The organism is Gulosibacter sediminis (genome assembly GCF_023370115.1).
GTDB lineage: Bacteria > Actinomycetota > Actinomycetes > Actinomycetales > Microbacteriaceae > Gulosibacter > Gulosibacter sediminis_A.
In genome coordinates, this window is record NZ_CP097160.1 from 1,012,275 (window position 1) to 1,035,013 (window position 22,739).

Consider the following 22,739-nt stretch of genomic DNA (forward strand, 5'->3'; position numbering starts at 1 on the left):
ACGTAAACTGGAGCAATGGCCACTCAGATCAATCCGCCGCGCGGTATGCGCGACTTCCTGCCCGCCGACAAACGCCGTCGTGAGCGCGTGCTCGCGACCATTCGCGAGGTGTACGGCGAGCATGGGTTTGACGAGATTGAGACGCCAGTGGTCGAAGACTCCGAGCGCCTGCACTCGGGCATGGGCGGTGACAACGAGAAGCTGTCGTTCGCCATCATGCGGCGCGGGCTCGGCGCTGACGATCTGGCCGCGGCCGCCGCATCGGGCGACCCGCTCGAGCTGAGCGACCTCGGGCTGCGGTTCGACCTCACGGTGCCGCTTGCGCGCTACACCGCGTCGCACCGCGGCGAGCTGCCCGGCGTGTTCCGCGCGCTGCAGATCGGTCCGGTCTGGCGCGCCGAGCGTCCGCAGAAGGGGCGCTACCGCCAGTTCGTGCAGTGCGACATCGACATTCTTGGCGAGCCGGGGCTGCTCGCCGAAGCCGAGCTGCTCGTCGCCGGCGGTGATGCGCTGCATCGGCTCGGGCTGAGCGACTGCACGATCCGCGTCAACGATCGTCGCCTGCTCAACGAGCTGCTCGACTGGTGCGGCTTCGGCGCCGACGAGGCGCCCGCGGCACTCATCACCGTCGACAAGCTCGACAAGATCGGCGTTGAAGGCGTCGTCGCCGAGCTCGCCGAGACAAACTCGGCCGCGGCTGAACGAATCCGCGAGGCGCTCGAGGGATGGGCGCCCCAGCTCGAAGGCGGACTCGACCTCGCGCACGTGCTTGACTCGCTGCCGGCCGAGCTCGCCGCTCGCGAGGGTGCCCAGCTCGCCGCCAGCTCGCTCGCCGAGCTCGCCGAGGCAGTCGCGGCCGGCGGCGGCAAGCTGCCGCTCGTCTTCGACCCGACCCTCGTGCGCGGCATGGGCTACTACACCGGCACGATTTTCGAGGTGGCGCACCCGGCGTCGGGCTCGTCAGTCGGCGGCGGCGGCCGCTACGACGGCATGATCGGTCGCTTCCTCGGCACGGATGTGCCCGCGTGCGGCTTCTCGATTGGCTTCGAGCGCATCGTCGATCTCGTCGCCGAGCAGGAGGGCGCGGCCGGTGAGGCCGTGCTCGTGCTTGTCGATAAGCGTCTGCCGATTGACGCGCAGCTGCGCATAAAGCGCGAGCTCGCGCAGCGGGGTCGCCGCGTGCGGCTCGAGCGCCGCCCGAAGAACGTGCGCAACCTGCTCGAGCGCGCCGTCAACGAGGGATTCACTCACGTTGCGCACGCGCACGCCGACGGCGCGACCCCCACGCTCGAGCCCCTGGCCTAACCGCGCGTCGACCCAAGCGTGCCAGCCGTTGCCGTTTTGGGGGGTTGAGTGGTCGTTTTTTGTGGTACTGGCACTGGGGTGTTCAGTCGGTGAGTGCAACTCCATCGATGAGTTGTTGGAGTCTTTCAGCTGGCGTGTAGCCCTGCAACACGACACGGGGCCGGGAGTTCAGACTGTCTTGAACGGCTTGGAGTTCCTGGTCCGTGATCGTGTTGAAGTCAGTGCCCTTCGGGAAGTCCCACCGCAATTGGCCATTCAAGTTCTCGTTACTTGGCCGCTGCCATGGCGAGTGCGGATCGCAGAAGAACACGGGGCATCCGGTCGCGACCGTGAACTGTCGATGCTGCGCCATTTCCGTGCCCTGGTCCCACGTCACTGACGCGCGCACCGCGGCCGGGAGTCGTTCGACCATGCTCGTGAGCACATCGATCACGGTCTGCGAGTCCCGCGCTCCGGGGAGTCGGCCGATCAGGCACACCCGACTCGCGCGTTCCATCAATGTCACGATCCCGGAATTGTTCGGCCCGACCACGAGGTCGCCCTCCCAATGCCCGGGTACCGCGCGGCCGGCGTGTTCGGCCGCGAGTTGCTCGTCGCGGTCCGCGAGCCGGTATCCGTCCAGCCACGGCCGGGAGTTGCGTGGAGGGAGTTTCGATTGAGGTTTGCGGCCGGTGCGGCCCGACCGTAGTGCTTGCGCGACGGTGAGTTCGTGGCGCAGCCCGCTCGTGCCTTGGACGTACAAGGCTTGATAGATCGCTTCGTGACTGATCCTCATGGCCGCATTCTCCGGGAACACGACCGGCAGGCGCGCGGCGATCTGGGGCGGGGACCATTTCTTGTTGAGGTAGCCGATGACCACGTCCCGTAACGGCGTGTTCGTGTCGAGTTTGCGGGGTTTCGGGCGGGCGCGGGCATGTTCTGCACGGTACTGCGCCAACTTGGCGCTGTACTGGTGTTGTGTCGTCCCGCTCGTGTCGAGCGTGAGCTGGGAGCGACGGATTTCTCTGGACACGGTTGCCGGGGAGAACCCGATCAGCTTCGCGATCCGGGCCTGGGACAGGCCTTGTTCCAGGCCGAGCTGGATCAGCATCCGGTCGCCGAGTTGGAGGCGGCGCCCGTGCCCGGTCGGCGGGAGCGTGTCCGGGTCGAGCGGGGTGGGGAACACGACCGGGGAGCGGGTCGCGCTTGGTCGTCCTTGTTGCATGCGTACTCCTGCCCATCGAAGCCAACGCGACAACGTTGCCATGCCCAGGCCCGGACACTGCTGTCGCAGTGCCCGGGACCGTGCCGGGATCCCGTCCAGCACCAACTCGATCACGCGTACGCGGTACGCCAGTGGATACATACCAACTCCCTGAACTTCAGGGAATTGCACTCACCCCACGAACCCGCCACTGCCAGAACTACAAAAAACGACCACTCAACTCCAAGTCTCGGCGAGGAGGGCGAGGGTGGTGAGGCGATCGGCCGGGTCGTGCGTCTCGACGGCGATGAGGAGTTAGTCGGCGCCGGTGCGCTCGGCCAGCTCGGCGAGGCGCGCCGCCGCCGGCTCCGGTGCGCCGACAATCCGGGTCGCAAGCCGATCAGCGACGAGCTCGCGGTCGTCGTCTCCGAGGGGATGCGCATCCGCCCACTCTGCCGAGGGGTAGGGGATCGCGCCCTGCCCACGACCATTTCGAATCGATGCGACCCAGTGGCCAAAGCCCTTCGCCGCCCGCTGCGCCTCGGCATCCGTATCGCCAACGATGACATCGGCCGACACCATCACGTACGGCGCGGCCAGCGTCGCCGACGGGCGGAATGCGGCCCGATACTCGGCGATCGCGTCGAGCGTCGTGCGCGGTGACGTGTGGTAGTTCGAGCCGAATGGCAGACCGAGGGCGCCGGCGACGCGGGCGCTGATGCCGGCGCTCGTGCCGTGCACCCACAGTTGTGGCGTCGCGGCCGTTGCCGGCGGCGCGACAAACGGGCCCGCCTGGTCGTCGACCGAGGTGCCGGCGAAGAACGCCCGCAGCTCGTCAATGAGCGACTCGAGGTCGGTCGTATCGCCATCGGTGCGCCCGAACAGGCGCCGCTGCAACTGGAACTTCGCGGCGAGGTGCTTTGGAAACTCGGGCGTCGCCGCGGGCACCACGCCCGAGCGGCCGAGCCCGAGATCGATCCGGTCGGGGTAGAGCGCGGCGAGGGCCCCAAACGTCTCAGCGACCTGAATCAGCCGATAGTTGCCGAGCAGGGTTGCGGCGGTGCCCACCCGGATGCGCTCGGTGCGTTCGGCGAACAAGGGCAGGAGGGTCGGAATAGGCCCGCCCGCAATGCCCGCGTTGAGGTGGTGCTCGGTGAGGAGATAGCGACGGTAACCGGCGCGCTCGGCTTGGCCGGCCGCATCCTTCGACGCGGTGATGCCGCCCGCCGCATTCCCGCCCGCCGGAATTGTGATGACGTCGAGCACATTCAACGTCGGCCGCGGGCCCGCCGCCTCGCCAGCGCGCGGGTGCTGGCCAGGGGCCGCGCTCACGCGATTGCCTCGACGACTCGGTCGTCGTGCAACCCACCGCCGGGCACCGCGGCCGTGAGCTCGCGCGTGTAGGCGGACTCCGGCGAGAACAGCACGTCACGCGTCGCGCCGACCTCCTGCACCTCGCCCTGCTGGAGCACGACCACACGGTGTGCCACCTCCCGAACCACCGCGAGGTCGTGGGTGATGAAGAGGTAGCTCACGCCCGTGCACTCCTGGGTTTCGACGAGCAACTCGAGAATCTGCGCCTGCACGGTCACGTCGAGGGCTGAAACCGGCTCGTCGAGCACGATGAGCTTCGGGTCGAGGGCGATTGCCCGCGCGATCGCGACGCGCTGCCGCTGCCCGCCCGAAAGCTCGCTCGGGAGCCGATGCGCGAAGGCCCGCGGCAGGCGTACCTGGTCGAGCAACTCCGCGGCGCGGCCAGCGAGCTCCTTGCGCCCGGCCAGCCCAAAATTCACGAGCGGCTCGGTAATCGTCTGGGCGACCGTGAGGTGCGGCGGCAGCGACGCGAGCGGGCTCTGGTACACGAGAGTGAGCGACTTGCGCACCTGCCTGTGGGCCTTGGCGTCGAGGCCAATCAGCTCGGTGCCCTGAAACTTCATCGACCCGGCATCGACGTCGGTAATGCCGACGAGGGCCTTCGCGAGCGTCGTCTTGCCCGAACCCGACTCGCCAACAAGCGCGACAGTTTCGCCTTCGCGCACGTCGAGCGAGACGCCGCTCAGCGCGGCGACCTGCTCGGCCTGCCGCCCGCGGCCGACGCGGTAGCGCTTGCTCACGTCGCGTACCTCGAGCACCGTCGAGCGCTCGGGCGACGTGGGTAGCTCGCGAATGGCGGCGCCGGCACCCGCGCGGAATCGGGGCGCCGCGGCAATCAGCCGCTTCGTGTAGGGATGCGCGGGGGCCTCGAGAATCTGCTGCGGCGTGCCCTGCTCGACGATCTCGCCATTCGAAAAGACGAGGATGCGGTCGGCACGGTCGGCGGCCACCGCCAGGTCGTGCGTGACGAACAGCAGCGAGGCGCCGAGCCGCTGCACCTGGTCGTCGAGCAGGTCGAGGATGCGCTTCTGCACGGTGACGTCGAGGGCGCTCGTCGGCTCGTCGGCAATAAGCAATCGAGGTTCGGCCGCCAACGCCGCGGCGATGAGCACGCGCTGGAGCATCCCGCCCGAGAGCTCGTGCGGATACTGGTCGAGCCGCTGCTCCGGCCGTGAAATACCGGTGCTCGCGACGAGCTCAAGCGCGCGGGCGCGGGCGTTGCTCGCGCGCTCGCGGCGGTTCGCACCGGGCACGAGGTCGTGGAGTCGCAGAGTGTCGACGACCTGGTCGCCGATGCGGCGCACGGGGTCGAGTGAGACGGCCGGGTCTTGCGGCACGAGCCCGATTTTCGCGCCGCGGATCGAACGCCACTGCCGCGATGAGAGGCCGCGCAGCGAGCCCCCGTTGAAGTCGACCTCGCCCGCAACCTCGGCATTGCCGCCGAGCAGGTTGAGAATCGCATTCGCGGTGGTCGTCTTGCCAGAACCGGACTCGCCGACGAGCGCCACGCGCTCGCCATCGGCGACGTCGAAGCTCACGCCGCGCAGGGCCCGGGTTTCGCGGCCACCGACGACGTAGTCGATCGTGAGGTCGCGCACCGAAAGGAGCGGCGGCGGGGTGGACTCGGTGTTGGTCATGCGCTGGTTCCCTTCTGGAAAGCACGGGAGATGTGGTTGGCGGCCACGACAACGATGGCGAGCACGAAGCCCGGAATCACGGTGAGCCACCAGGCGGTCGCGAGGTAGCTCCGGCCGTCCGAGATGAGGGCGCCCCACTCGGGAGTCGGCGGCGTCGCGCCAAAGCCGAGGAAGCTCAGGGCCGACACCGCGAGGATCGCCGTGCCGAACTCGAGGGCCGCGAGGGAGAGCACCGGCGCGATCGAGTTCGGGAACACGTGGCGGAACAACCGCCGAACGACGCCGCCGCCGTACACCCAGCTCGCTTCAACATAGGTGGAGCTCGCGACCTTGATCACTTCGGCGCGCATGATGCGCGCGAAGCTGGCACTGCTCGCGAGGCCGACGGCGATCGCGACGTTCACCGTGCCGAAGCCGATCGCGGTGACGATGATGAGCGAGAGCAGCAGCGAGGGCACCGAAATGACGACGTCGATGATGCGCATCACGATGGCGTCGAACACGCCGCGGAAGTAGCCGGCGAGCAGGCCGATGACCGAGCCGATCGTGAGCCCCACGAGCACCGCGACGAGGGTCGCAAGCATCGAGAGCGACGTGCCGTAGACGACGCGCGTGAACTGGTCGCGACCGACCTGGTCGGTGCCGAATGGATGCTCGGCCGAGGGCGGCAGGAGCATCGCGTCGGCGTCGATGGCGGTCGGGTTGCCCGAGGCGAACACGCTCGGCCAGAACGACCAGGCGATGACGACCGCGAACACCGCGATTGCGCCGATGAGGAGCGGGTCGTGCACGACGCGTCGCCGGAGGGCGCGCAGCCGCCGGCGCAGCGGTGGCTGGCCGTCTTCGACCGGCTGGGTCGGCACCTCGATGGGTTCGAAGGGTTCGACGGGCGCCGCCGCCTGCGCGGTGGGTCGTGCCGAGGTGGTGCTGGTCATGATGCGGCTCCAATCGAGGCCTCGAGGGAGGTCGCCTGCTCGCTGGCGGGCTTGTCGGTGTTGTCTGCCTGGCTCGTGCGGCCGCGCGGACCGGCGGTGCGCAGGCGCGGGTCGACATAGGGATAGATGAGATCGACGAGCAGGCTCGAGATCACGAACGTGGCGGACACGACGACCACGATCGCGAGCAGCACCGGCCCGTCGAACCGGCTCACCGCATCCACCGTGAGCTTGCCGATGCCGTCGCGGCTAAACACGGTCTCGGTGATGGCGGTGCCGGCGAACAGCTGGCCGATGAGCATGCCGACCATCGTGAGCACCGGCAGCACGGCGTTGCGCACCGCGTGGCCGATCACCCGGCGATGGTCGGCACCGCGCGAGCGAAGCACCGTGATGAACGGCTCGGTGAGCGTCACCTCGAGGCTCCGGGCGAACAACTGCGCGAGCGTCGCGCCGGTCGGAATGGCGAGGGTGATCGCCGGGAGGATGAGGGATTCGACGCCCGAGCTGCCCGACGCGGGCAGGAGCCCGAGCCGAAACGAAAACAGTTGAATCAGCAGTAGACCGATCCAGAACCCGGGCAGCGACACCCCGAGGGGTGGGACCGCCGCCAAGAGACGGCGGACCCAGCGCTGGCGAGCAGAGTTCGCGGCGATCGCGAGCGCCCCGCCAAACACGACGGCGAGCACGAGGGCCGCTGCCGCGAGCGCCCCGGTTTGCGGCAGCAGGGTCACGACGCGCTCCCACGCCGAACCGCGGGTCTCATACGAGAGCCCGAAGTCGAGGTGCAGTGCACCCCAGAGTGACGTGAAGTACTGCTCGTAGAGGGGCCGGTCGAGGCCCCACTCGGTTCGGAGTGCGTCGATCTGTCCCTGATCGAGCGTGTCGTTCTCCTGCGTTGCCGACAGCACGAGGATCGTGGCCGGGTCGCCAGGCAGCAGGTAGAGGACGAGGAATGTCAGGGTGTAGGCCGCCCAGATGACGAAGATGGCCTGCCCAAGATGGGTGAGTGCGCGAGTCACTTCGCTGCCTCCTTTCCAGATGAACTCGAATTCCGAGCCGGTGAGGGTGGGGTTACTGCTCGATCCAGGTATCGATGAAGGTGAGTCGGGAGGTGCCGTCGAGTTTGAGGTCGTGCACTTTGTCACTCACCGCGATGCTCGAGATGAGCGTGTAGAGCGGGAATCGATAGCCGTCGTCGATGATCTGTGTCTGCACGTTGGCGAGCAGCTCCTGTCGCGCCTCCGGGTCCTGCTCGCCGACCTGCTCGTCGAGTTCGGCCTGGATCTCGGCCAGGTCGGGGGCCTCGGCCTCGTCGAGGTCCGCTTCGATCCACGCCGGGAGGTACTGGATGAAGTCCTGGCGCAGTCGGTCGGGCTCGTTGCGCGAGACGTTCGAGTACTGCAGGTCGGACTGGTCGGCACGGGCCGTCGATTCCGAAACGCTCACCTGCGTAATCTGCAGGTCGACGCCGATCTTCTTGAGCTGCTCCTGCACCGCGACGAGCGGGTCAGAGGCCTGCCAGAAGATCACGGTGAACTCGAGGCGCTCGCCGTCGCGCTCGCGGATGCCGTCGGCGCCCGGCTCCCAACCGGCCTCGTCGAGGAGCGCGCCCGCCGCATCCACGTCGAGCCCAAGCTCGTCACTGAGGTCGGTGTAGAGCGGGGTGGTCTCGGCGAGCAGGCTCGTCGCGGGGATCGCGTCGTCGCCGTAGGTGATGCGCGAGACCTCCTCGCGGTCGATCGCGAGCTGAATCGCCTGGCGCACCGCGAGCTCCTGCAGGGGTGTGTCACGGTCGAGCTTCGGCGTGAGCGAGAACACCGTGCCCGGGTTCGTGCGCTCGACCACGTGGTAGCCGGGCGTCGCCGCGAAGTTGTCGAGTTCGGCCGAGGTGAGGAAGCTTGCCGCGTGGATGTCACCGGCGGTGAGGCTGCCCGAGCGCACGCTGATCTCGTCGATCTGGGTGAAGCGGATGCTGTCGAGGTAGGCCGCGCCCTGGTTCGAGTTCACCTCGGTCGAGAGGTTGTAGTCGGGCACCTTCGTGAGCACGACCTCCTGCTCGGCGGTGTAGCTCTCGACCTGGAACGGGCCTGAGCCGACGAACTCACCGTTCTGGCGGTCCTCAATGCTGAGCTTCGTCGACTCGGTCGAGATGAGGCCGAGCGTCGACGTGCTCGTGGCCTCGAGGAACTGCAGGTTCGGGCCGGGGAACTTCACCTCGACGGTCGTGTCGTCGACCACGGAGGTCTCCGCGCCATCGAGCAGCTGGGATGCGCCGGCCGCGTCCGCGCCGAGCTCGAGAATCGCGTCGAAATTCGCCTTGACCGCGGTCGCGTCGATCGGGGTGCCGTCGTGGAAGACGGCGTCGTCACGCAGGTGGAAGACGAATTCCGACGAGTCCTCGCTCACGTCCCACGACTCGGCGACCCACGGCAGGGTCGTGCCGGGTTGTCGGGGTCGGAGATGGTGAGTGACGCGACGAGCTGACGCTGCACGGCGACGCCGTCATTGTTGCCGCCCTGCTGGGGATCAAGCTGACCGATGCTCTGCACGCCGACGACGAGCTCGCCGCCCGCGACGGGGTCGCTCGTGGCGCCGCTATCGGCCGAGGTGGAGGCGCTGGCGCAACCGCTGAGCAGCAGCGCGCTGATGGCGGCGATCGCGGCGAGTGGGGCGAACGCTCTGCGGCGAGAGCGGGGTCGATCTGGTGGGGTCGAAGACATGGGAGTCCCTTTCGAGGTGTAGTCCGCCCGCGAGCGCGGGAGGGGAGTTGGTGAGGATGCGCGGCCGCGGCCTGCCGCATCCGCTCTGTTGGGGCCTAGGCGGATGCGCGGCGGCCGAGCGGCGGGCGCAGGCCGAGGTGGTCGCGCAGGGTCGTGCCGACGTATTCGGTCGGGTAGGCGCCGCGCTCCTGGAGTGCCGGTACGAGCCGGTTCACGACGTCGTCGAGCCCGTGCGGCACGTGGCGGAGCCCGAGGTTGAGCCCGTCGTAGGCGCCGCTGCGCACGGCGTGAGCGAGTTCGTCGGCGAGGGAGTCGGGCGTGCCCACGAACGAGCGCGAGCTCGTGAGGTGGGCGACCAGTTCACGGGCCGTCGCGAAGCCCTTCGCCTCGCTGATGTCGCGCCACTCGGCGACGACGTCCTGCGGCGTGCGGTAGTGGCCGACGGTGCCGCGCTCGACGCTAATCTCGCTCGTCGACGGTGCGAAGCTTGGCAGCGGCCCGTTCGGGTCGAAGTCGGGCAGCGCCTCGCCGTAGGTGTGCTCAACGAACTGCACAACGTGGGCGTCGGTCAGCGCGGCTTCCTGCTCGGCACGCCAGCGGTCCTCGGCGTCGGCGAGGGTGTCGCCGATGACGATCGAACCGCCGGGCAGCAACAGGACGTCGTCTTCCGGCCGGCCGGTGGCGCGCAGGCGCGAGCGGATGTCGGCCGCGAACTCGAGCGCGTCGTCGAGCTGCAGGTGGCGCGAGAAGATGACATCGGCGTGCTTGACCGCGAGATCGCGGCCGCCGGCCGAGTCGCCCGCTTGGAAGAGCACGGGATGCCCCTGGGCGCTCGAGGGAACGCTGAGTCGGGCCTTGACTGACGAAAAGTCGCCGTCGCCCTCGACGAGCTCTGGAGCCTGTGACCACTCGGCGGCGTGCGTCGAGTCGCTCGGCGCGATGTTCGCCCACGAGTCCCAGAGCGCGCGCACGAGCCGCACGTTCTGTTCGGCGTGCTCGTAGCGGCGCGGCACGTCCACATAGCCGCCGCGGCGGAAGTTCTCGCCGGTCCAGCCGTTCACGGTGGTGACGATGTTCCAGGCCGCGCGGCCGCCCGAGAGCACGTCGAGCGTCGCGAGGCGACGGGCGAGCGCGTAGGGCTCGTGGTAGGTCGCGTTCTGGGTTGCGACGAGACCGATGCGGTCGGTGATGGCGGCGAGCGCTGCGAGGTGGGTCTGCGAGTCGGGGCGGCCCGCGACGTTGAGTTCGATGACCTCGCCGAGGTGCTCGCGCAGGCGCAGGCCCTCGCCAAAGAAGAACGCGTCAAAGAGGCCGCGCTCGGCGGTCTGGATGGTTTGGCGGAACGCCTCGAAATCGATCTGATTGAGGGCCGTGGGCGATTGCCAGTCGACGCCCTCGTTGACGCCGGCGTAGAACACGCCGAAGTGGACGTGGGCGTTCGGGCGTGGGTAGTCGGTCGTGGTGGTCATGAGTCTGGTCCGTTCTCGTCGTGGTGCGGGCTACGCGTGGGCGGTCGCCGCGGTGGCGAAGACATTGGTGGGGCGATCGAGGCCGAGCGTTTCGCGAAGGGTGGTGCCGAACGTCGGGGCTGCGGCGATCTCCAGCCGGCGCAGCTCCGGCAGCACGAGCCGCTCGAGCTCGTCACCGTCGACATCGAGCACCGCCGGGAGGATGCGCACACCGTCGACGGCCCGCTGCAGCTGCGCGATGAGCTCGACGAGTTCCGCCGAGTCGCCGACGACGCGCAGTGAGTCGGGGCGGTGCGCCGGCACGCCGTCGGCCAGGGCAGCGGCGTCGAGCGCGGCGAGCCGCGAGGCGGCCGTCTCGCCGCGGGCATCGAGCACCACCTCGACCTCGGCGATGACGCGGACGACGCCGAGCTCGCGGGCCCGGGCTGCCGACTCGGCGATGGCCGCGACCGAGTCACCGCGCACGAGGGCGACGTCGATGAGGCTCGGGTCGACCTCCCCGATGCGGCCGAACACGGCCGGGCGGCCCTGGAGCGGCCGTGGGGTGATCGATGGGCCGCGCACCGTGAAGCGCTCGGAAGCGAAATTGATGGCGTGGAGGCGCTGGTTGTCGAGGAAGCGGCCCGAGTCAATGTCGATGATTACCGCGTCGTCTTCCCAGGAATCCCAGAGCTGGGTCGCTGCCGTGACGACATCGTTCGTCTCGGCGAGCAGCTCGTCGCCGGTGAGTTCCTCTCGACCGAGCGTCGCGCTCGCGGCGGGCGAGGTGGTGCCGTCGAGGAGCCAGCCGGCGCGGCCGGCCGAGGCGTGGTCGAGGCTCGAGATCTGGCCCGAGAGGTGGAACGGCTCGGCCCAGACCGGCGAAGCGACGGGCACGAGGCCGATCGTCGAGGTGAGCGGCCCGGCAAAGGCGGCGAGCAATACCGAGTCGAGTCGAGCCGCGCTCGGCCCTGCTGCCTCGGGCGCGGCGGTGTCGTCGCCCAGGGTCACGTAGTGGAAGCCCGCGCGTTCGGCGGAGCGGACCTTGTCGGCGAGGCGGCGCGGGGTGAGTGCCTCGGCGGGGGAGTGCGCGGCGAAGCGCCAGGCGGCGGGATGCGCGCCAGCTGCGTCGAGCTCGAGCGCGAGGGTGAAGGGTGCAGTGGTCATGAGTTAGTCCAGTCGAGTTAGGAGACGAGTTAGGAGACGAGGGCGGCGCCGAGATTGGCCTCAACCGCCGGGAGAACTTCGGTTTTCAGCAGTTCAAGGCTTTCGAGCCATTGGCGTTCGGTGAGATCGCCTCGATTACCGGGAATTGAAATGGCGTCGAGGCCATACACCTGCGCATATCGAGTCAATTTGTCGATGGCCTGCTGCGGGCTACCGACGAGAAACGAACTGCGGGCGACATAGTCGTCGTAATCCTGGAAGAGTGTTTCCGGGGCGAAGTTGTTATAGGTGTCGACTCGGCCGGCCGCGGTGCGCTCATAGAACGGGCGGAATGCCTCGACCGAGTCTTGTGAATTGCGGGTGAGGAATAGGCTGAAACCGGCGCCGACCTTCGCGTCCTTCGGGTCGCGACCGTGCTCGCGCCACGCCTCGCGGTAGCGCTCGACGAGGGGAGCGTAGCCCTCGATCGACTTTTGCACGTTGGCGACCCAGATCGGGTCGCCGTACTCGGCCGCCAGCTCGACGGTCTCGGTCGAGGTCGACGAGCCGTGCCAGGTACGGATGCGCGGCTGCAGCGGCTGGGGTCGGCTCACCCAGCCCTCAAGCGGCACGGTGCGGGTCGTCGGCCGCCCCGGCGTCGGTGCCCAGTGCACGGGTTCGCCCGACCAGAGCTGGCGCAGTACCCGGTAGTTCTCGTGTTCGGTGACGTGCGCGTCGTCGCGGGCCACGCCGAACAGCTCGGCCTGTTCCGAACCGTTGCCCTTGCCCACGATGAGCTCGAGGCGACCGCCCGAGAGCAGGTCGAGGGTCGCGTAATCCTCGGCGACGCGAACCGGGTCGAGCACCGAGAGCAGCGTCACTCCGGTAAAGAGGCGCAGCGTTGACGTGCGGGCGGCGATATTCGCGAGAATTACCGGCGGGGCGCTCGAAAGGAATGGCGCGTGGTGACGCTCGCCGACGGCATAGCCGTCAAAACCGAGCTCTTCGAACCGCACCGCATTCTCGACGACGGAATTCAACCGCTCGACGTCGGTGAGTTGAATTCCTTCGGCCGATGGGGTGTTGCTGATGATGTCGAGACCAATCACGTTGACCATGTTCGACGCTCCAATTCGTAGGCGGGGGTGCGCTGGTGGGTCGAAACTATTGAGGCACCGGGGCAGCGCGCGAATATGACGAGTCACGCGCATTCATGCGCGGTAATTCACTTCAACGGCGAGTCATTCGAAGTAATGTGACGCGCGGCCTCGGGTCCAGCTCTCGACACCGGTCGCCCCATGCCCTACCGCCCCCACCCCTGTCGGCTCTGGGGGTTGAGTGGTCAGTTGTGGGAGGCGGTGGGGAGGTGGGCTGGATAGACTGACGGCGCATCCCCACATGCCAACTCAGAGGAGCCAATGGTGACGTTCATCACTGATGTCTACGCACGCGAAATTCTTGATTCGCGCGGCAACCCGACGGTCGAGGTCGAGGTCACACTCGAAGACGGCACCATCGGTCGTGCCGCCGTGCCCTCGGGCGCATCGACCGGTGCCTTCGAGGCGTACGAACTTCGTGACGGCGACGCCGACCGCTACCTCGGTAAGGGTGTCGAGAAGGCCGTGCAGGCCGTCGCAGATGAGATCAACCCCGCGATCGAATTCTTCGACTCGACCGACCAGCGCACCCTCGACGCTGAGCTCATCGAGCTCGACGGCACCCCGAACAAGCAGCGACTCGGCGCCAACGCCATCCTCGGAGTGAGCCTCGCCAACGCGAAGGCCGCCGCAGAGGTCAGCGAGCTCCCGCTGTTCCGCTATGTTGGCGGCGCGAACGCCCACGTTCTGCCTGTGCCGATGATGAACATCATCAACGGTGGCGCCCACGCCGACTCGGGTGTCGACGTGCAGGAGTTCATGATCCTGCCGATCGGCGCCGAGACCTTCCGCGAGGCACTGCAGTGGGGTGCCGAGGTCTACCACCAGCTCAAGAAGACCATCGGTTCGAAGGGCCTGTCGACCGGTCTCGGCGACGAGGGTGGCTTTGCGCCGAGCGTCGGCTCGACCCGCGAGGCGCTCGACCTCATCGTCGAGTCGATCGGCGAGACCCGCTTCGTGCTCGGCCGCGACATCGTGCTCGGCCTCGACGTCGCGTCGACCGAGTTCTTCGACAACGGTGTCTACAAGTTCGAGGGCAACGAGCACTCGGCCGCCGACATGGTCGACTTCTACGAGCAGCTCATCAATGACTACCCGATCGTCACGATCGAAGACCCGCTGGCCGAGGAAGACTGGGACGCCTACGTCGAGCTCACCGCCCGCATCGGTGACCGCGTGCAGCTCGTCGGCGACGACCTCTTCGTGACGAACCCCGAGCGTCTGCAGAAGGGGCTCGACCTCAAGGTCGCAAACTCGATTCTCGTTAAGGTGAACCAGATCGGCACGCTCACCGAGACCCTCGACGCCGTCGAGCTCGCGCAGCGCCACGGCTACACCGCGATCCTCTCGCACCGTTCGGGCGAGACGGAAGACACGACGATCGCCCACCTCGCGGTCGCGACCAACTGCGGTCAGATCAAGACGGGTGCCCCGGCGCGTAGCGACCGTGTCGCGAAGTACAACGAGCTGCTGCGCATCGAGGAAATCCTTGGCGACCAGGCCAGCTACGCGGGTGCCTCCGCATTCCCGCGCTTCACGCCGACCGAGGCGTAACCGCAAAGTCCCCGTGATTTCGCCGACGGGCCGAGCGTCAAGCTCGGCCCGTCGGCCGTTGTTGGAAGAATGTAGCCATGGCCAAAACCACCACCACCCGTGCCGCGCGCCGACCGACCGACGGGTCCATCCTGCTGCTCATCGTGCTCGTCGTGTCGGTGGCGATGATTGTGCCGACCGTGCAGCAGCTGATTAGCCAGCGGCAACACATCGCCGAGCTCGAGTCCGAGATCGCGCAGTCGCAAGACCAAATCGCCCAGGTCAACGAGCAGACGAGCCGCTGGGAAGACCCGGCCTACATTAAGGCCGAGGCGCGCGGCCGGCTGCTCTTCGTCGAGCCGGGTGACACCACCTACGTCGTCGTCGACGACGAATCGCTGCCCGCGGTCGAAGACGAACCCGACGTGAGTTCCGAACTGCACGAAACCAAAACCGACTCGACCGAGCTCTTCCTCGACTCGCTCATCCGTGCCAACGACGCGCAAGCGCCCCAGGAGAATCAGTGACCAACGCCCTCATCGACCAGCATCCGAACTGGAGCCCCGCGAGCGACGAAGACCTCGCGACGCTCACCGAGCAGCTCGGGCGCCAGGTGCGCGGCGTGCTCGGCGTCGCCTCGCGCTGCGTGTGTGGCAATCCTGTCGTCGTGATCACGGCGCCCCGGCTGCCCGACGGCACACCGTTCCCGACGCTCTTCTACCTTTCGCATCCCGAGGCCACGGCCGAAATGTCGCGCCTCGAGGGTGCGCACCTGATGGTCGAAATGCAGGATGCGCTGGCGAGCGACGACGAGGTCCGGGCCGCCTACCAGCGTGCACACGAGCAATACCTCGCGGCGCGAGAGTCGGTCGAGCACGTCGAAGAGATCGCCCACGTCACCGCGGGCGGCATGCCGACGCGGGTGAAATGCCTGCACGCGCTGAGCGCGCACGCACTCGCTGCCGGCCCCGGCGTGAACCCCATCGGGGACTGGGCGCTGCGGGTATCGGCCTGGTCGCCGAGCGTGTGCCAGTGCGCGAATCCGCGCGGCGCACAAGCTGACGCGTCGGCCGACGCGTAGCGCCCGCGAAGGGGCGCCCGCCGTCAGGTGGTGGCCACCCGGCAGGGGTATTCTTGGAAAGTCTCGAAGCTTGTACAACACAGTGAGGAGTGAACGCGTGACGAAGATTCTGATCGTCGGCGGTGGATACGCCGGGTTCACAGCAGCCCGACAGCTTGAAAAGCAGCTCAACCCTGGTGAGGCGCAGGTGACGCTTGTCGACCCGCTTCCCTACATGACCTACCAGCCGTTCCTGCCCGAGGTGGCGAGCGGTTCGATTGAGCCCCGTCACGCCGTGGTGTCGCTGCGCCGTCACCTCAAGCGCACTCGTGTGATCACCGCCGAAGTTTCGCAGATCGACCACGCGTCGAAGACCGCGACCATCACCCCGGAAGACGGCGACGCCTACACGCTCGGCTACGACATCGTCGTGGTCACCGCGGGCAACGTGTCGCGCACCTTCCCGATTCCGGGTATCGCCGACAACGCGGTGGGCATGAAGCACATCGAAGAGGCCGTCTGGGTTCGCGACAAGATCATCGACAACTTCAACCGCGCGTCGACCATGGCTCCGGGCCCCGAGCGCTCGCGCCTGCTCACGTTCGTGGTCGTCGGGGGCGGTTTTGCGGGCATCGAGGCATTCGCTGAGATGCGTTCGCTCGCCACCTCGCTGCTCGCGGACTACCCGTCGCTGCAGTTCGACGACGTGCAGTTCCACCTCATCGAGGCCGCGCCGCGCATCATGCCCGAGGTTTCGGAAGAGACCGCGCTGTGGGTCATCAAGAACCTCGCCGAGCGCGGCGCGACCGTGCACCTCAACACCCAGTGCAGCTCGGCTGTCGACGGCATCGTCGAGACCTCAAACGGCGACAAGTTCCCGACCGACGTCATCGTGTGGACCGCAGGTCAGATGGCGAACCCGCTCGTCAAGGGCTTCACCGACCTGCCTGTCAACGAGCGCGGCAACGTGCGCGCTCGCGCCGACCTTCGCATCGAAGGTGACGAAGGCGTCGTCGAGGACGCCTGGGCCGCTGGCGACATCGCCGCGGTGCCCGACCTCTCGGGTGGCGGCGTCAACGGCTTCTGCGTGCCGAACGCGCAGCACGCCGTGCGTCAGGCCCGCGTGCTCGCCGAGAACATCGTCGCGACCCTCCGCGGTGACGCGCCGACCGACTACTACCACGAGAACATGGGCGCGGTTGCTGGCCTCGGCCTCGGCGTTGGTGCCTTCCAGTCGGGCAAGACCGGCATCACGGGTCTTCCCGCCTGGGCGATGCACCGTGGCTACCACGGCATGGCGATCCCGACCTACGAGCGCAAGATTCGCGTGTTCGGCAGCTGGCTCGGTCAGCTCGTGCTCGGCCGCGACTTCGTTTCGCTGAGCAAGGTGAGCGAGCCGAAGGCGTTCTTCGAGCGCTTCGCCGCCCGCCCGAAGCCGGCCGCGCCGAAGTCGAGCGACGACAAGGCTCCGGCCGCCAAGTAGGCGCCGCACAGTTCGACGCGATCGCCGCCGTATCCTTGACTGGGTGCGGCGGCGATCGCCGTTCGCCCCCCCCGTAGCCCAATTGGCAGAGGCACGCGACTTAAAATCGCGAAAGTGTCGGTTCGAACCCGACCGGGGGGACCACAGGCGGTGTGACGTAACACTGCGTCGACGTATTACCCCGGCGGTTTACATCCGCGATGCGCGGTGCTGAAGTGATCCCCGCAGATCCCAGCCCTTCCCGAGGAGCCCACATGACCGACACCCAAACTACGACGCGATTTGAGATCGTCAACCCCTTCGACGAGCGCGTGACTCCGGTGCTCGAAGACCTGGTGCGGGAATACCACGACCGTTACGGCGACCTCGGCGGCCACGACTCGCGCGAAGAGGTCTACGGCGGGCCGAAGGATCAGTTCACCGAGGCGGCGCGGGGCGCCTTCCTCGTGCTCTTCGACGCGAACACCCCGCTCGCAGCGGGCGCCGTTCGCGCCTACGACGGCGATATCTCCGAGTTCAAGAAAATCTGGTCGAATCCCGAGCACCGCGGCGAGCGCCTCGCCACCCGCCTGCTTGCGCAGCTCGAGGAGGAGGCCCGGCGGCTCGGTTACCGCCAGGTGTTCCTCACCACCGGGCCACGCCAGCCCGAGGCCGACCGCCTATACCAGCGCAACGGGTACACGGCGCACTTTGACCCTGACGCATTCACGGTCCACCCCTACACGAAGGCCCTCGTCGAGGGAGAGGACGCCTCCCAGCTGCCCGCGCGCGCCGTGCGCGACCTCGTCGACTTCGGCGAACTCATCGCTCGTAAGCACTAAGGAACGCCGCGCCGCCGGCCCGACTGCTTATCGCTGCTGGCAGCGAGATTGTCGAGCCGGCGGCGCGTCATATTTCGCTCCGTGACAAATATGACGCGACCGCGTCATTACGTGTCGTCACAAAGTCGCAAGCTGGCCCGCACCGTGCTGAAGTCATCCTCACCCGACCACACCGTCGATCCGAGGAGACCCCGTGACGCACATCACCGATACCGTCACCGCCGATGCGGCGCCCAGCACCGAGGGCGCTGCGCGAAACGCTGACGTGACCCCGTCGGCCGCGACACCCGCGCGCCCGGTGGCTCGCCGCATCCGCCGGCAGCGCCACTGGGGCCGCTGGATCTTCGCGGCCATCGCGCTCTTCCTCGTTGCGCAGTTCGTCGTCTCGCTGTTCCGCAACCCGCAGTGGCGCTGGGACGTCTTCGCGCAGTACTTCTTCTCGCAGGCCGTCGTAGAGGGCCTCGGGCTCACACTCGTGCTCACGGTCGTCTCGGCCACGATTGGCTTCGTCCTTGGCGGCGTGCTCGCGGTGATGCGGATGAGCGGCTCGCCGATTCTCTCGAGCCTCGCGAGCGTCTACATCTGGTTCTTCCGTGCGGTGCCACTCGTCGTGCAGCTGGTCGTTTGGTACAACCTCGGCTACCTTTGGCCGACCCTCGGCCTCGGCACGCCGTTCACCACCGACTTCTGGCTGTTCGAGGTGAACACAGTGCAGCTCATCTCAGCCTTCACCGCTGCGATCCTCGGCCTCTCGCTGCACGAGGCCGCGTACTCGGCCGAGATCATCCGCGGCGGCCTGCTCTCGGTCGACGCTGGCCAGCTCGAGGCCTCACGCGCCCTCGGCCTGCCCCGAGCCACCCGCTTCTTCCGCATCGTGCTGCCGCAGGCATTGCGCTCGATCGTGCCGAACGCGTTCAACTCGGTGATCGGCCTCGTCAAGGGCACCTCGGTCGTCTTCATCGTGGCCCTGCCCGAGCTGTTCTATACGGTGCAGGTCATCTACAACCGCAATCAGCTTGTGATCCCGCTGCTGCTCGTCTCGGTCGTCTGGTACGCCGTCATCACCACGCTGCTCAACATCGTGCAGTACTACATCGAGCGCCACTACGCCCGCGGCACCACGTCGCAGCTGCCGCCGACGCCGGCCCAGCGGGCACGCCGCTGGTTCGCCGCACGCCGACCGAACGTCGTCGCCACCTCGCTCGACCGCGCCGACGTCACGGCGCGGACCGGCTCGGTCGCGATCAGCGCCGGCGACGCGAACGCCCCCATCATCACTCGATAGGACACCGACATGACTTCGACTACCACTGCCCGCGGCCTCGTCGAGCTCCGCGACGTCCACAAGTCGTTCGGCGAGACCGAGGTGCTCCATGGCATCGACCTGACCGTGCGGCCCGGCGAAGTCGTCGTGCTGCTCGGCCCGTCCGGCTCCGGCAAATCGACCCTCCTGCGCGCCATCAATCACCTCGAAACGGTTGACCGCGGCGAGATCACCATCGACGGCGAGTTCATCGGCTACGCCGAGCGCGGCGACGAGTTGCTCGAGCTGCCCGAGCGCGAGATCCTCACCCGCCGGCTGCGGGTCGGCATGGTGTTCCAGCAGTTCAATCTGTTCCCGCACCTCACGGTGCTCGACAACGTCACGATTCCGGTGACCTCGCGCAAGCTGCGCAGCAAGGCGGATGCGGCGGCTCGCGGCCGCGAGCTGCTCGAGCGCGTCGGACTCGGCGCCCTCGCCGACCGCTTCCCACGCCAGCTCTCGGGCGGCCAGCAGCAGCGGGTCGCGATCGCTCGAGCCCTGATGCTCGACCCCGACGTGATGCTCTTCGACGAGCCGACGTCGGCGCTCGACCCGGAGCTCGTCGGCGAGGTGCTCGCGGTGATTCGCGACCTCGCCGAGCAGGGCCGCACCCTCATCGTCGTGACCCACGAGATCAGCTTCGCCCGCGAGGTCGCCGACCGCGTCGTGTTCATGGCCGACGGCCGACTCGTCGAACAGGGCAGCCCCGAGCAGGTGCTCAGTAACCCGGCCGAGGCGCGCACGCGCGACTTCCTGCGCCGGTTCCTGCAGCCGAACGACTAAACCACAGCCACCCATCCCACCCCTCTGGCCAACTTCAAGGAGACCACGTTGACCACTTTCCGCCACCGCCTGACCCGAATTGTGCCCGTGCTCGCGGCCGCAGCGCTCGCGCTGACCGCCTGCGCGAATCCGGTCAGCGAGGCGTCGACCGACGCCACGAACTCGGGCCCGAGCCTCGACCTCACGTCGAAAAACGCTGAGGACCGGCCGCACCAGGAGCCCGTCCAGGCGGCGATCGACGCACTCGAAGCGAGCGATTTCACCCCCATCAACGAGGGCTACCTCACCGTTGCGATCTCGCCCTACACGGCGCCGCTCGCGCTTGCCGCCGAGGATGACCCGAACACCATCATCGGCAGCGAGGCCGACTTCGCCCAGCTCATCGCTGACGGTCTCGACCGCGAGCTCAAGCTCGAAGCCGTGTCGTGGGCCGACTGGCCCCTCGGCATTCAGTCGGGCAAGTACGACCTCATCACCTCGAACGTGACGGTGACGGAGGAGCGCAAGGACCTCTTCGACTTTGCGACCTACCGCAACGACGTGCTCGGCTTCTCGGTGAAGTCGGGCAGCGAGATCACCTCGATCGAGTCGGCACCCGACGTGGCCGGCCTCAAGATCGTCGTGGGCTCGGGCACGAACCAGGAGAAGATCCTGCAGGCCTGGGACGAAGAGAACGTCGCGAACGGCCTCAAACCGGTCGAGTTCGTGTACTACGACGACAACGCCGCCGCAGTGCTCGCGCTGCAGTCGGGCCGAGTGGATGCGATCCTCGCGCCGAACGCCACCCTCGCGTACGCCGCGGCCCAGACCGGCGAAACCGAAGTGGTTGGCACGCTGAACGGCGGTTGGCCGGACACCGCGCAGATCGGTGCCACGACCGCGAAGGACAACGGCCTGATCGAGCCCGTGCAATTGGTGCTCAACGCCGCCATCGAGTCGGGCAGCTACCAGGAGGTCATCGACCGCTGGGCGCTTGACGCCGAAGCTGTTGACGAGTCGGAGATCAACCCAGAGGGCCTCCCTCGCCCGTAACGGCGAGGGGGTGACCCCCGGCCGCTGGCCGGGGTGATGCTCGGGTGGTGAACTCTGCCCCTGCACCGAATTCGCTTCCACGCGGCGTCTACGGTGAGTCCAGTTGCGTCACGGCGACGCTGCTGGCGCAGAGAGGTCACTCGAGCATGATCACCCCGGCCGAGGTACCCGGCGGTACCGGCCTCACCATCGGCGTCGGCCTCGACACCGTCACCGACCCGGCATTCGACTGGGATGGGTTCGCGAACCTCCTCGAGCGGGCGGGTGCCACGGGCGTGGCGCTGCTCGTCGGGCGACCTGAGCTGCTCGGCTTCCCCTGGAACGACCACGAGGAACGCTGGGCGCCGCGCGTCACCGGCGAGGTCGACCCGATTGCTCGGGCGCTGGCGGTGCTCGCGGCGAGCGAGGCCGACCCCGAGATCACGCTGGTCATCGACGTCACGGCGCCGAGGCACCTCCAGCACCACCCGGCAGACGCTGGTGTCTTTGCCGACGGCGTGGTCAGCGAGCAATTCCCATCGATTGCGAGCCTCGCACGGGGCCAGGTCGGTGCCGACCTCGTTGCGCTGTGCCGCGAGGTGAGCGATCGATACCAACCCGCACGCATCACGCTGACGTCGCTGATCCTCGAAGCGACATTCGGGGAAAGCGACCGCGAACTGTTCGCCGACATGACCGGCCTGCGAGATTTTCCCCGCGACGAAGCCGGCCACGCGGATGAGCTCGACCCGGTCGTGGTGGCCTGGCGCACGCGCTTGCTCACGGAGCTGGTCGCGCAAAGCTCGTCGGTCACGCTGCCGGGCACGCTCATCGACGTCGAGATGCGGGTGAACTGGGACGAGCCGGGCGCCGACCGCGCCGACTCGGGGCACGCGTATGCCGCGGTACTCGGTACTGGCAATGCCATCACGCTGTGGGACTCCTTTGGTCTCAATGACGAACCGCCCACGTACTCGGCCCAGCTCGCCGACGGGCTCGCGGCGCGCTTCGGCGTCGGCGAGCGCGAGCGCGTGACGATTTCGATCGGACTCTGGGGTCGACTCGGGGAGAGCGACGGCGCGACGATCTCGCCGTTCGACCTGCGCATCGCGGTCGAGAACACCTGGGGCATGGTCGGGCACGTCGAAGTCACCCCGGCGAGCCTGCTCGAGGCAGATCACTGGCGCGTGCTCGCCGAGCTGCGGGAGTCGCGCATCGGGCTGTGAGCAAGCGCGCACCGAGGCTGGCTAAACTGCCACCATGGAACCGGCACTCCTTATCACGCTCATCGTTATCGCCGTTGTGCTCGTCCTCCTGATCGTCTGGATCTGGGTGACGTACAACCGGCTCACGAAGAATCGCATTCGCGTCGATGAGGCGTGGAGCGACATCACGGTGCAGTTGAAGCGCAGGGCCGACCTGATTCCGAACCTCATCAACACGGTCGCTGGCTACGCGCAGCACGAGCAGCGAGTGTTCTCCGAAGTGACGCAGGCCCGCAGCGAGACGCTCTCGGCCTCGACGCCGGGGGAGGCCTCGGTTGCCGAGAACCACCTGCAGGGCGCGCTGCGCAGCCTGTTCGCCGTCGCGGAGGCCTACCCGCAGCTGCAGGCGAGCAACAACTTCACCCAGCTGCAGCGCGACCTCGTGCAGACGGAAGACAAGATCCAGTCGTCGCGTCGGTACTACAACGGCAGCGTGCGCGAGCTCAACACCTCGATCAAGGTGTTCCCGAACAACGTCGTTGCCGGCCCGTTCGGGTTCAGCGAGCGCGAGTTCTTTGACGTCGCCGACCGCGCGGCGATCTCCGAACCGCCTCGCGTGCAGTTCTAAACAC

21 protein-coding genes and 1 tRNA gene are annotated in these 22,739 nt (G+C 67.8%); 12 read left to right on the forward strand and 10 right to left on the reverse strand.

Annotated elements, in window-relative coordinates; all coding sequences use genetic code 11:
- Positions 1–15: 15 nt before the first annotated feature.
- Positions 16–1,305: a histidine--tRNA ligase gene (gene hisS / locus M3M28_RS04565; protein WP_249387640.1), complete on the forward strand. Its 1,290-nt coding sequence runs from the start codon at positions 16–18 to the stop codon at positions 1,303–1,305.
- Between the two features lie 82 nt (positions 1,306–1,387).
- Here the strand turns inward: hisS and M3M28_RS04570 are convergent, their stop codons facing one another.
- The 10 genes from M3M28_RS04570 to M3M28_RS04615 all read right to left on the reverse strand — a co-directional run bounded on the left by M3M28_RS04570 (position 1,388) and on the right by M3M28_RS04615 (position 12,869).
- Positions 1,388–2,650: an IS30 family transposase gene (locus M3M28_RS04570; RefSeq protein ID WP_431193840.1), complete on the reverse strand. Its 1,263-nt coding sequence runs from the start codon at positions 2,648–2,650 to the stop codon at positions 1,388–1,390.
- Between the two features lie 153 nt (positions 2,651–2,803).
- Positions 2,804–3,820, reverse strand: coding sequence for an MsnO8 family LLM class oxidoreductase (locus tag M3M28_RS04575; protein WP_249387641.1), 1,017 nt, complete (start codon positions 3,818–3,820; stop codon positions 2,804–2,806).
- A complete protein-coding gene (locus M3M28_RS04580; RefSeq protein ID WP_249387642.1) occupies positions 3,817–5,499 on the reverse strand; it encodes a dipeptide ABC transporter ATP-binding protein in 1,683 nt (560 codons plus the stop codon). Before M3M28_RS04580 ends, M3M28_RS04575 begins: the two co-directional genes overlap by 4 nt.
- The gene (locus M3M28_RS04585) at positions 5,496–6,434 is read right to left on the reverse strand and encodes an ABC transporter permease (RefSeq protein ID WP_249387643.1); all 939 of its coding nucleotides are present in this window, start codon (positions 6,432–6,434) and stop codon (positions 5,496–5,498) included. Before M3M28_RS04585 ends, M3M28_RS04580 begins: the two co-directional genes overlap by 4 nt.
- On the reverse strand, positions 6,431–7,456 hold the full coding sequence (locus M3M28_RS04590) for an ABC transporter permease (RefSeq protein WP_249387644.1): 1,026 nt from the start codon (positions 7,454–7,456) through the stop codon (positions 6,431–6,433). Before M3M28_RS04590 ends, M3M28_RS04585 begins: the two co-directional genes overlap by 4 nt.
- Positions 7,457–7,508: 52 nt before the next feature.
- The gene (locus tag M3M28_RS04595; RefSeq protein WP_249387645.1) at positions 7,509–8,843 is read right to left on the reverse strand and encodes an ABC transporter substrate-binding protein; all 1,335 of its coding nucleotides are present in this window, start codon (positions 8,841–8,843) and stop codon (positions 7,509–7,511) included.
- Complete coding sequence (locus M3M28_RS04600) at positions 8,840–9,157, reverse strand: hypothetical protein (protein ID WP_249387646.1); 318 nt, start codon at positions 9,155–9,157, stop codon at positions 8,840–8,842. The genes M3M28_RS04595 and M3M28_RS04600 overlap by 4 nt, the downstream gene beginning before the upstream one ends.
- A gap of 95 nt (positions 9,158–9,252) precedes the next feature.
- A complete protein-coding gene (locus M3M28_RS04605; RefSeq protein ID WP_249387647.1) occupies positions 9,253–10,626 on the reverse strand; it encodes an NtaA/DmoA family FMN-dependent monooxygenase in 1,374 nt (457 codons plus the stop codon).
- 30 nt (positions 10,627–10,656) lie between these two features.
- Complete coding sequence (locus tag M3M28_RS04610) at positions 10,657–11,772, reverse strand: LLM class flavin-dependent oxidoreductase (RefSeq protein WP_249387648.1); 1,116 nt, start codon at positions 11,770–11,772, stop codon at positions 10,657–10,659.
- 29 nt (positions 11,773–11,801) lie between these two features.
- Complete coding sequence (locus M3M28_RS04615) at positions 11,802–12,869, reverse strand: LLM class flavin-dependent oxidoreductase (RefSeq protein WP_249387649.1); 1,068 nt, start codon at positions 12,867–12,869, stop codon at positions 11,802–11,804.
- 300 nt (positions 12,870–13,169) lie between these two features.
- Between M3M28_RS04615 and eno the strand changes: the two genes are divergently transcribed.
- The 11 genes from eno to M3M28_RS04670 all read left to right on the forward strand — a co-directional run bounded on the left by eno (position 13,170) and on the right by M3M28_RS04670 (position 22,735).
- The gene (gene eno / locus M3M28_RS04620; protein ID WP_249387650.1) at positions 13,170–14,462 is read left to right on the forward strand and encodes a phosphopyruvate hydratase; all 1,293 of its coding nucleotides are present in this window, start codon (positions 13,170–13,172) and stop codon (positions 14,460–14,462) included.
- A gap of 77 nt (positions 14,463–14,539) precedes the next feature.
- On the forward strand, positions 14,540–14,968 hold the full coding sequence (locus M3M28_RS04625) for an FtsB family cell division protein (RefSeq protein ID WP_249387651.1): 429 nt from the start codon (positions 14,540–14,542) through the stop codon (positions 14,966–14,968).
- On the forward strand, positions 14,965–15,522 hold the full coding sequence (locus M3M28_RS04630) for a DUF501 domain-containing protein (protein WP_249387652.1): 558 nt from the start codon (positions 14,965–14,967) through the stop codon (positions 15,520–15,522). Before M3M28_RS04625 ends, M3M28_RS04630 begins: the two co-directional genes overlap by 4 nt.
- A gap of 97 nt (positions 15,523–15,619) precedes the next feature.
- Positions 15,620–16,984 (forward strand): NAD(P)/FAD-dependent oxidoreductase, encoded by a 1,365-nt coding sequence (locus M3M28_RS04635; protein WP_249387653.1) that lies wholly within the window; start codon positions 15,620–15,622, stop codon positions 16,982–16,984.
- 67 nt (positions 16,985–17,051) lie between these two features.
- Positions 17,052–17,128 (forward strand) — tRNA-Leu (locus M3M28_RS04640).
- A 110-nt stretch (positions 17,129–17,238) separates the two neighbouring features.
- Positions 17,239–17,805 (forward strand): GNAT family N-acetyltransferase, encoded by a 567-nt coding sequence (locus tag M3M28_RS04645; protein ID WP_249387654.1) that lies wholly within the window; start codon positions 17,239–17,241, stop codon positions 17,803–17,805.
- A gap of 193 nt (positions 17,806–17,998) precedes the next feature.
- Positions 17,999–19,090: an amino acid ABC transporter permease gene (locus M3M28_RS04650; protein ID WP_249387655.1), complete on the forward strand. Its 1,092-nt coding sequence runs from the start codon at positions 17,999–18,001 to the stop codon at positions 19,088–19,090.
- A 9-nt stretch (positions 19,091–19,099) separates the two neighbouring features.
- Positions 19,100–19,891, forward strand: coding sequence for an amino acid ABC transporter ATP-binding protein (locus M3M28_RS04655; protein ID WP_249387656.1), 792 nt, complete (start codon positions 19,100–19,102; stop codon positions 19,889–19,891).
- Positions 19,892–19,939: 48 nt separating this feature from the next.
- A complete protein-coding gene (locus M3M28_RS04660) occupies positions 19,940–20,923 on the forward strand; it encodes an ABC transporter substrate-binding protein (RefSeq protein ID WP_249387657.1) in 984 nt (327 codons plus the stop codon).
- 146 nt (positions 20,924–21,069) lie between these two features.
- Positions 21,070–22,128 carry a hypothetical protein gene (locus tag M3M28_RS04665; RefSeq protein ID WP_249387658.1) on the forward strand — a complete coding sequence of 353 codons (1,059 nt, stop codon included), beginning with the start codon at positions 21,070–21,072 and terminating at the stop codon, positions 22,126–22,128.
- Positions 22,129–22,162: 34 nt separating this feature from the next.
- Positions 22,163–22,735: a LemA family protein gene (locus M3M28_RS04670; protein WP_249387659.1), complete on the forward strand. Its 573-nt coding sequence runs from the start codon at positions 22,163–22,165 to the stop codon at positions 22,733–22,735.
- Positions 22,736–22,739: the final 4 nt, after the last annotated feature.

Coding starts and splice junctions, on each gene's coding strand:
- hisS (WP_249387640.1), top strand. CDS start 16: ATGGCCACTCAGATCAATCCGCCGCGCGGTATGCGCGACTTCCTGCCC.
- M3M28_RS04570 (WP_431193840.1), bottom strand. CDS start 2,650: ATGTATCCACTGGCGTACCGCGTACGCGTGATCGAGTTGGTGCTGGAC.
- M3M28_RS04580 (WP_249387642.1), bottom strand. CDS start 5,499: ATGACCAACACCGAGTCCACCCCGCCGCCGCTCCTTTCGGTGCGCGAC.
- M3M28_RS04585 (WP_249387643.1), bottom strand. CDS start 6,434: ATGACCAGCACCACCTCGGCACGACCCACCGCGCAGGCGGCGGCGCCC.
- M3M28_RS04600 (WP_249387646.1), bottom strand. CDS start 9,157: ATGTCTTCGACCCCACCAGATCGACCCCGCTCTCGCCGCAGAGCGTTC.
- M3M28_RS04605 (WP_249387647.1), bottom strand. CDS start 10,626: ATGACCACCACGACCGACTACCCACGCCCGAACGCCCACGTCCACTTC.
- M3M28_RS04610 (WP_249387648.1), bottom strand. CDS start 11,772: ATGACCACTGCACCCTTCACCCTCGCGCTCGAGCTCGACGCAGCTGGC.
- M3M28_RS04615 (WP_249387649.1), bottom strand. CDS start 12,869: ATGGTCAACGTGATTGGTCTCGACATCATCAGCAACACCCCATCGGCC.
- eno (WP_249387650.1), top strand. CDS start 13,170: ATGGTGACGTTCATCACTGATGTCTACGCACGCGAAATTCTTGATTCG.
- M3M28_RS04625 (WP_249387651.1), top strand. CDS start 14,540: ATGGCCAAAACCACCACCACCCGTGCCGCGCGCCGACCGACCGACGGG.
- M3M28_RS04645 (WP_249387654.1), top strand. CDS start 17,239: ATGACCGACACCCAAACTACGACGCGATTTGAGATCGTCAACCCCTTC.
- M3M28_RS04655 (WP_249387656.1), top strand. CDS start 19,100: ATGACTTCGACTACCACTGCCCGCGGCCTCGTCGAGCTCCGCGACGTC.
- M3M28_RS04665 (WP_249387658.1), top strand. CDS start 21,070: ATGATCACCCCGGCCGAGGTACCCGGCGGTACCGGCCTCACCATCGGC.
- M3M28_RS04670 (WP_249387659.1), top strand. CDS start 22,163: ATGGAACCGGCACTCCTTATCACGCTCATCGTTATCGCCGTTGTGCTC.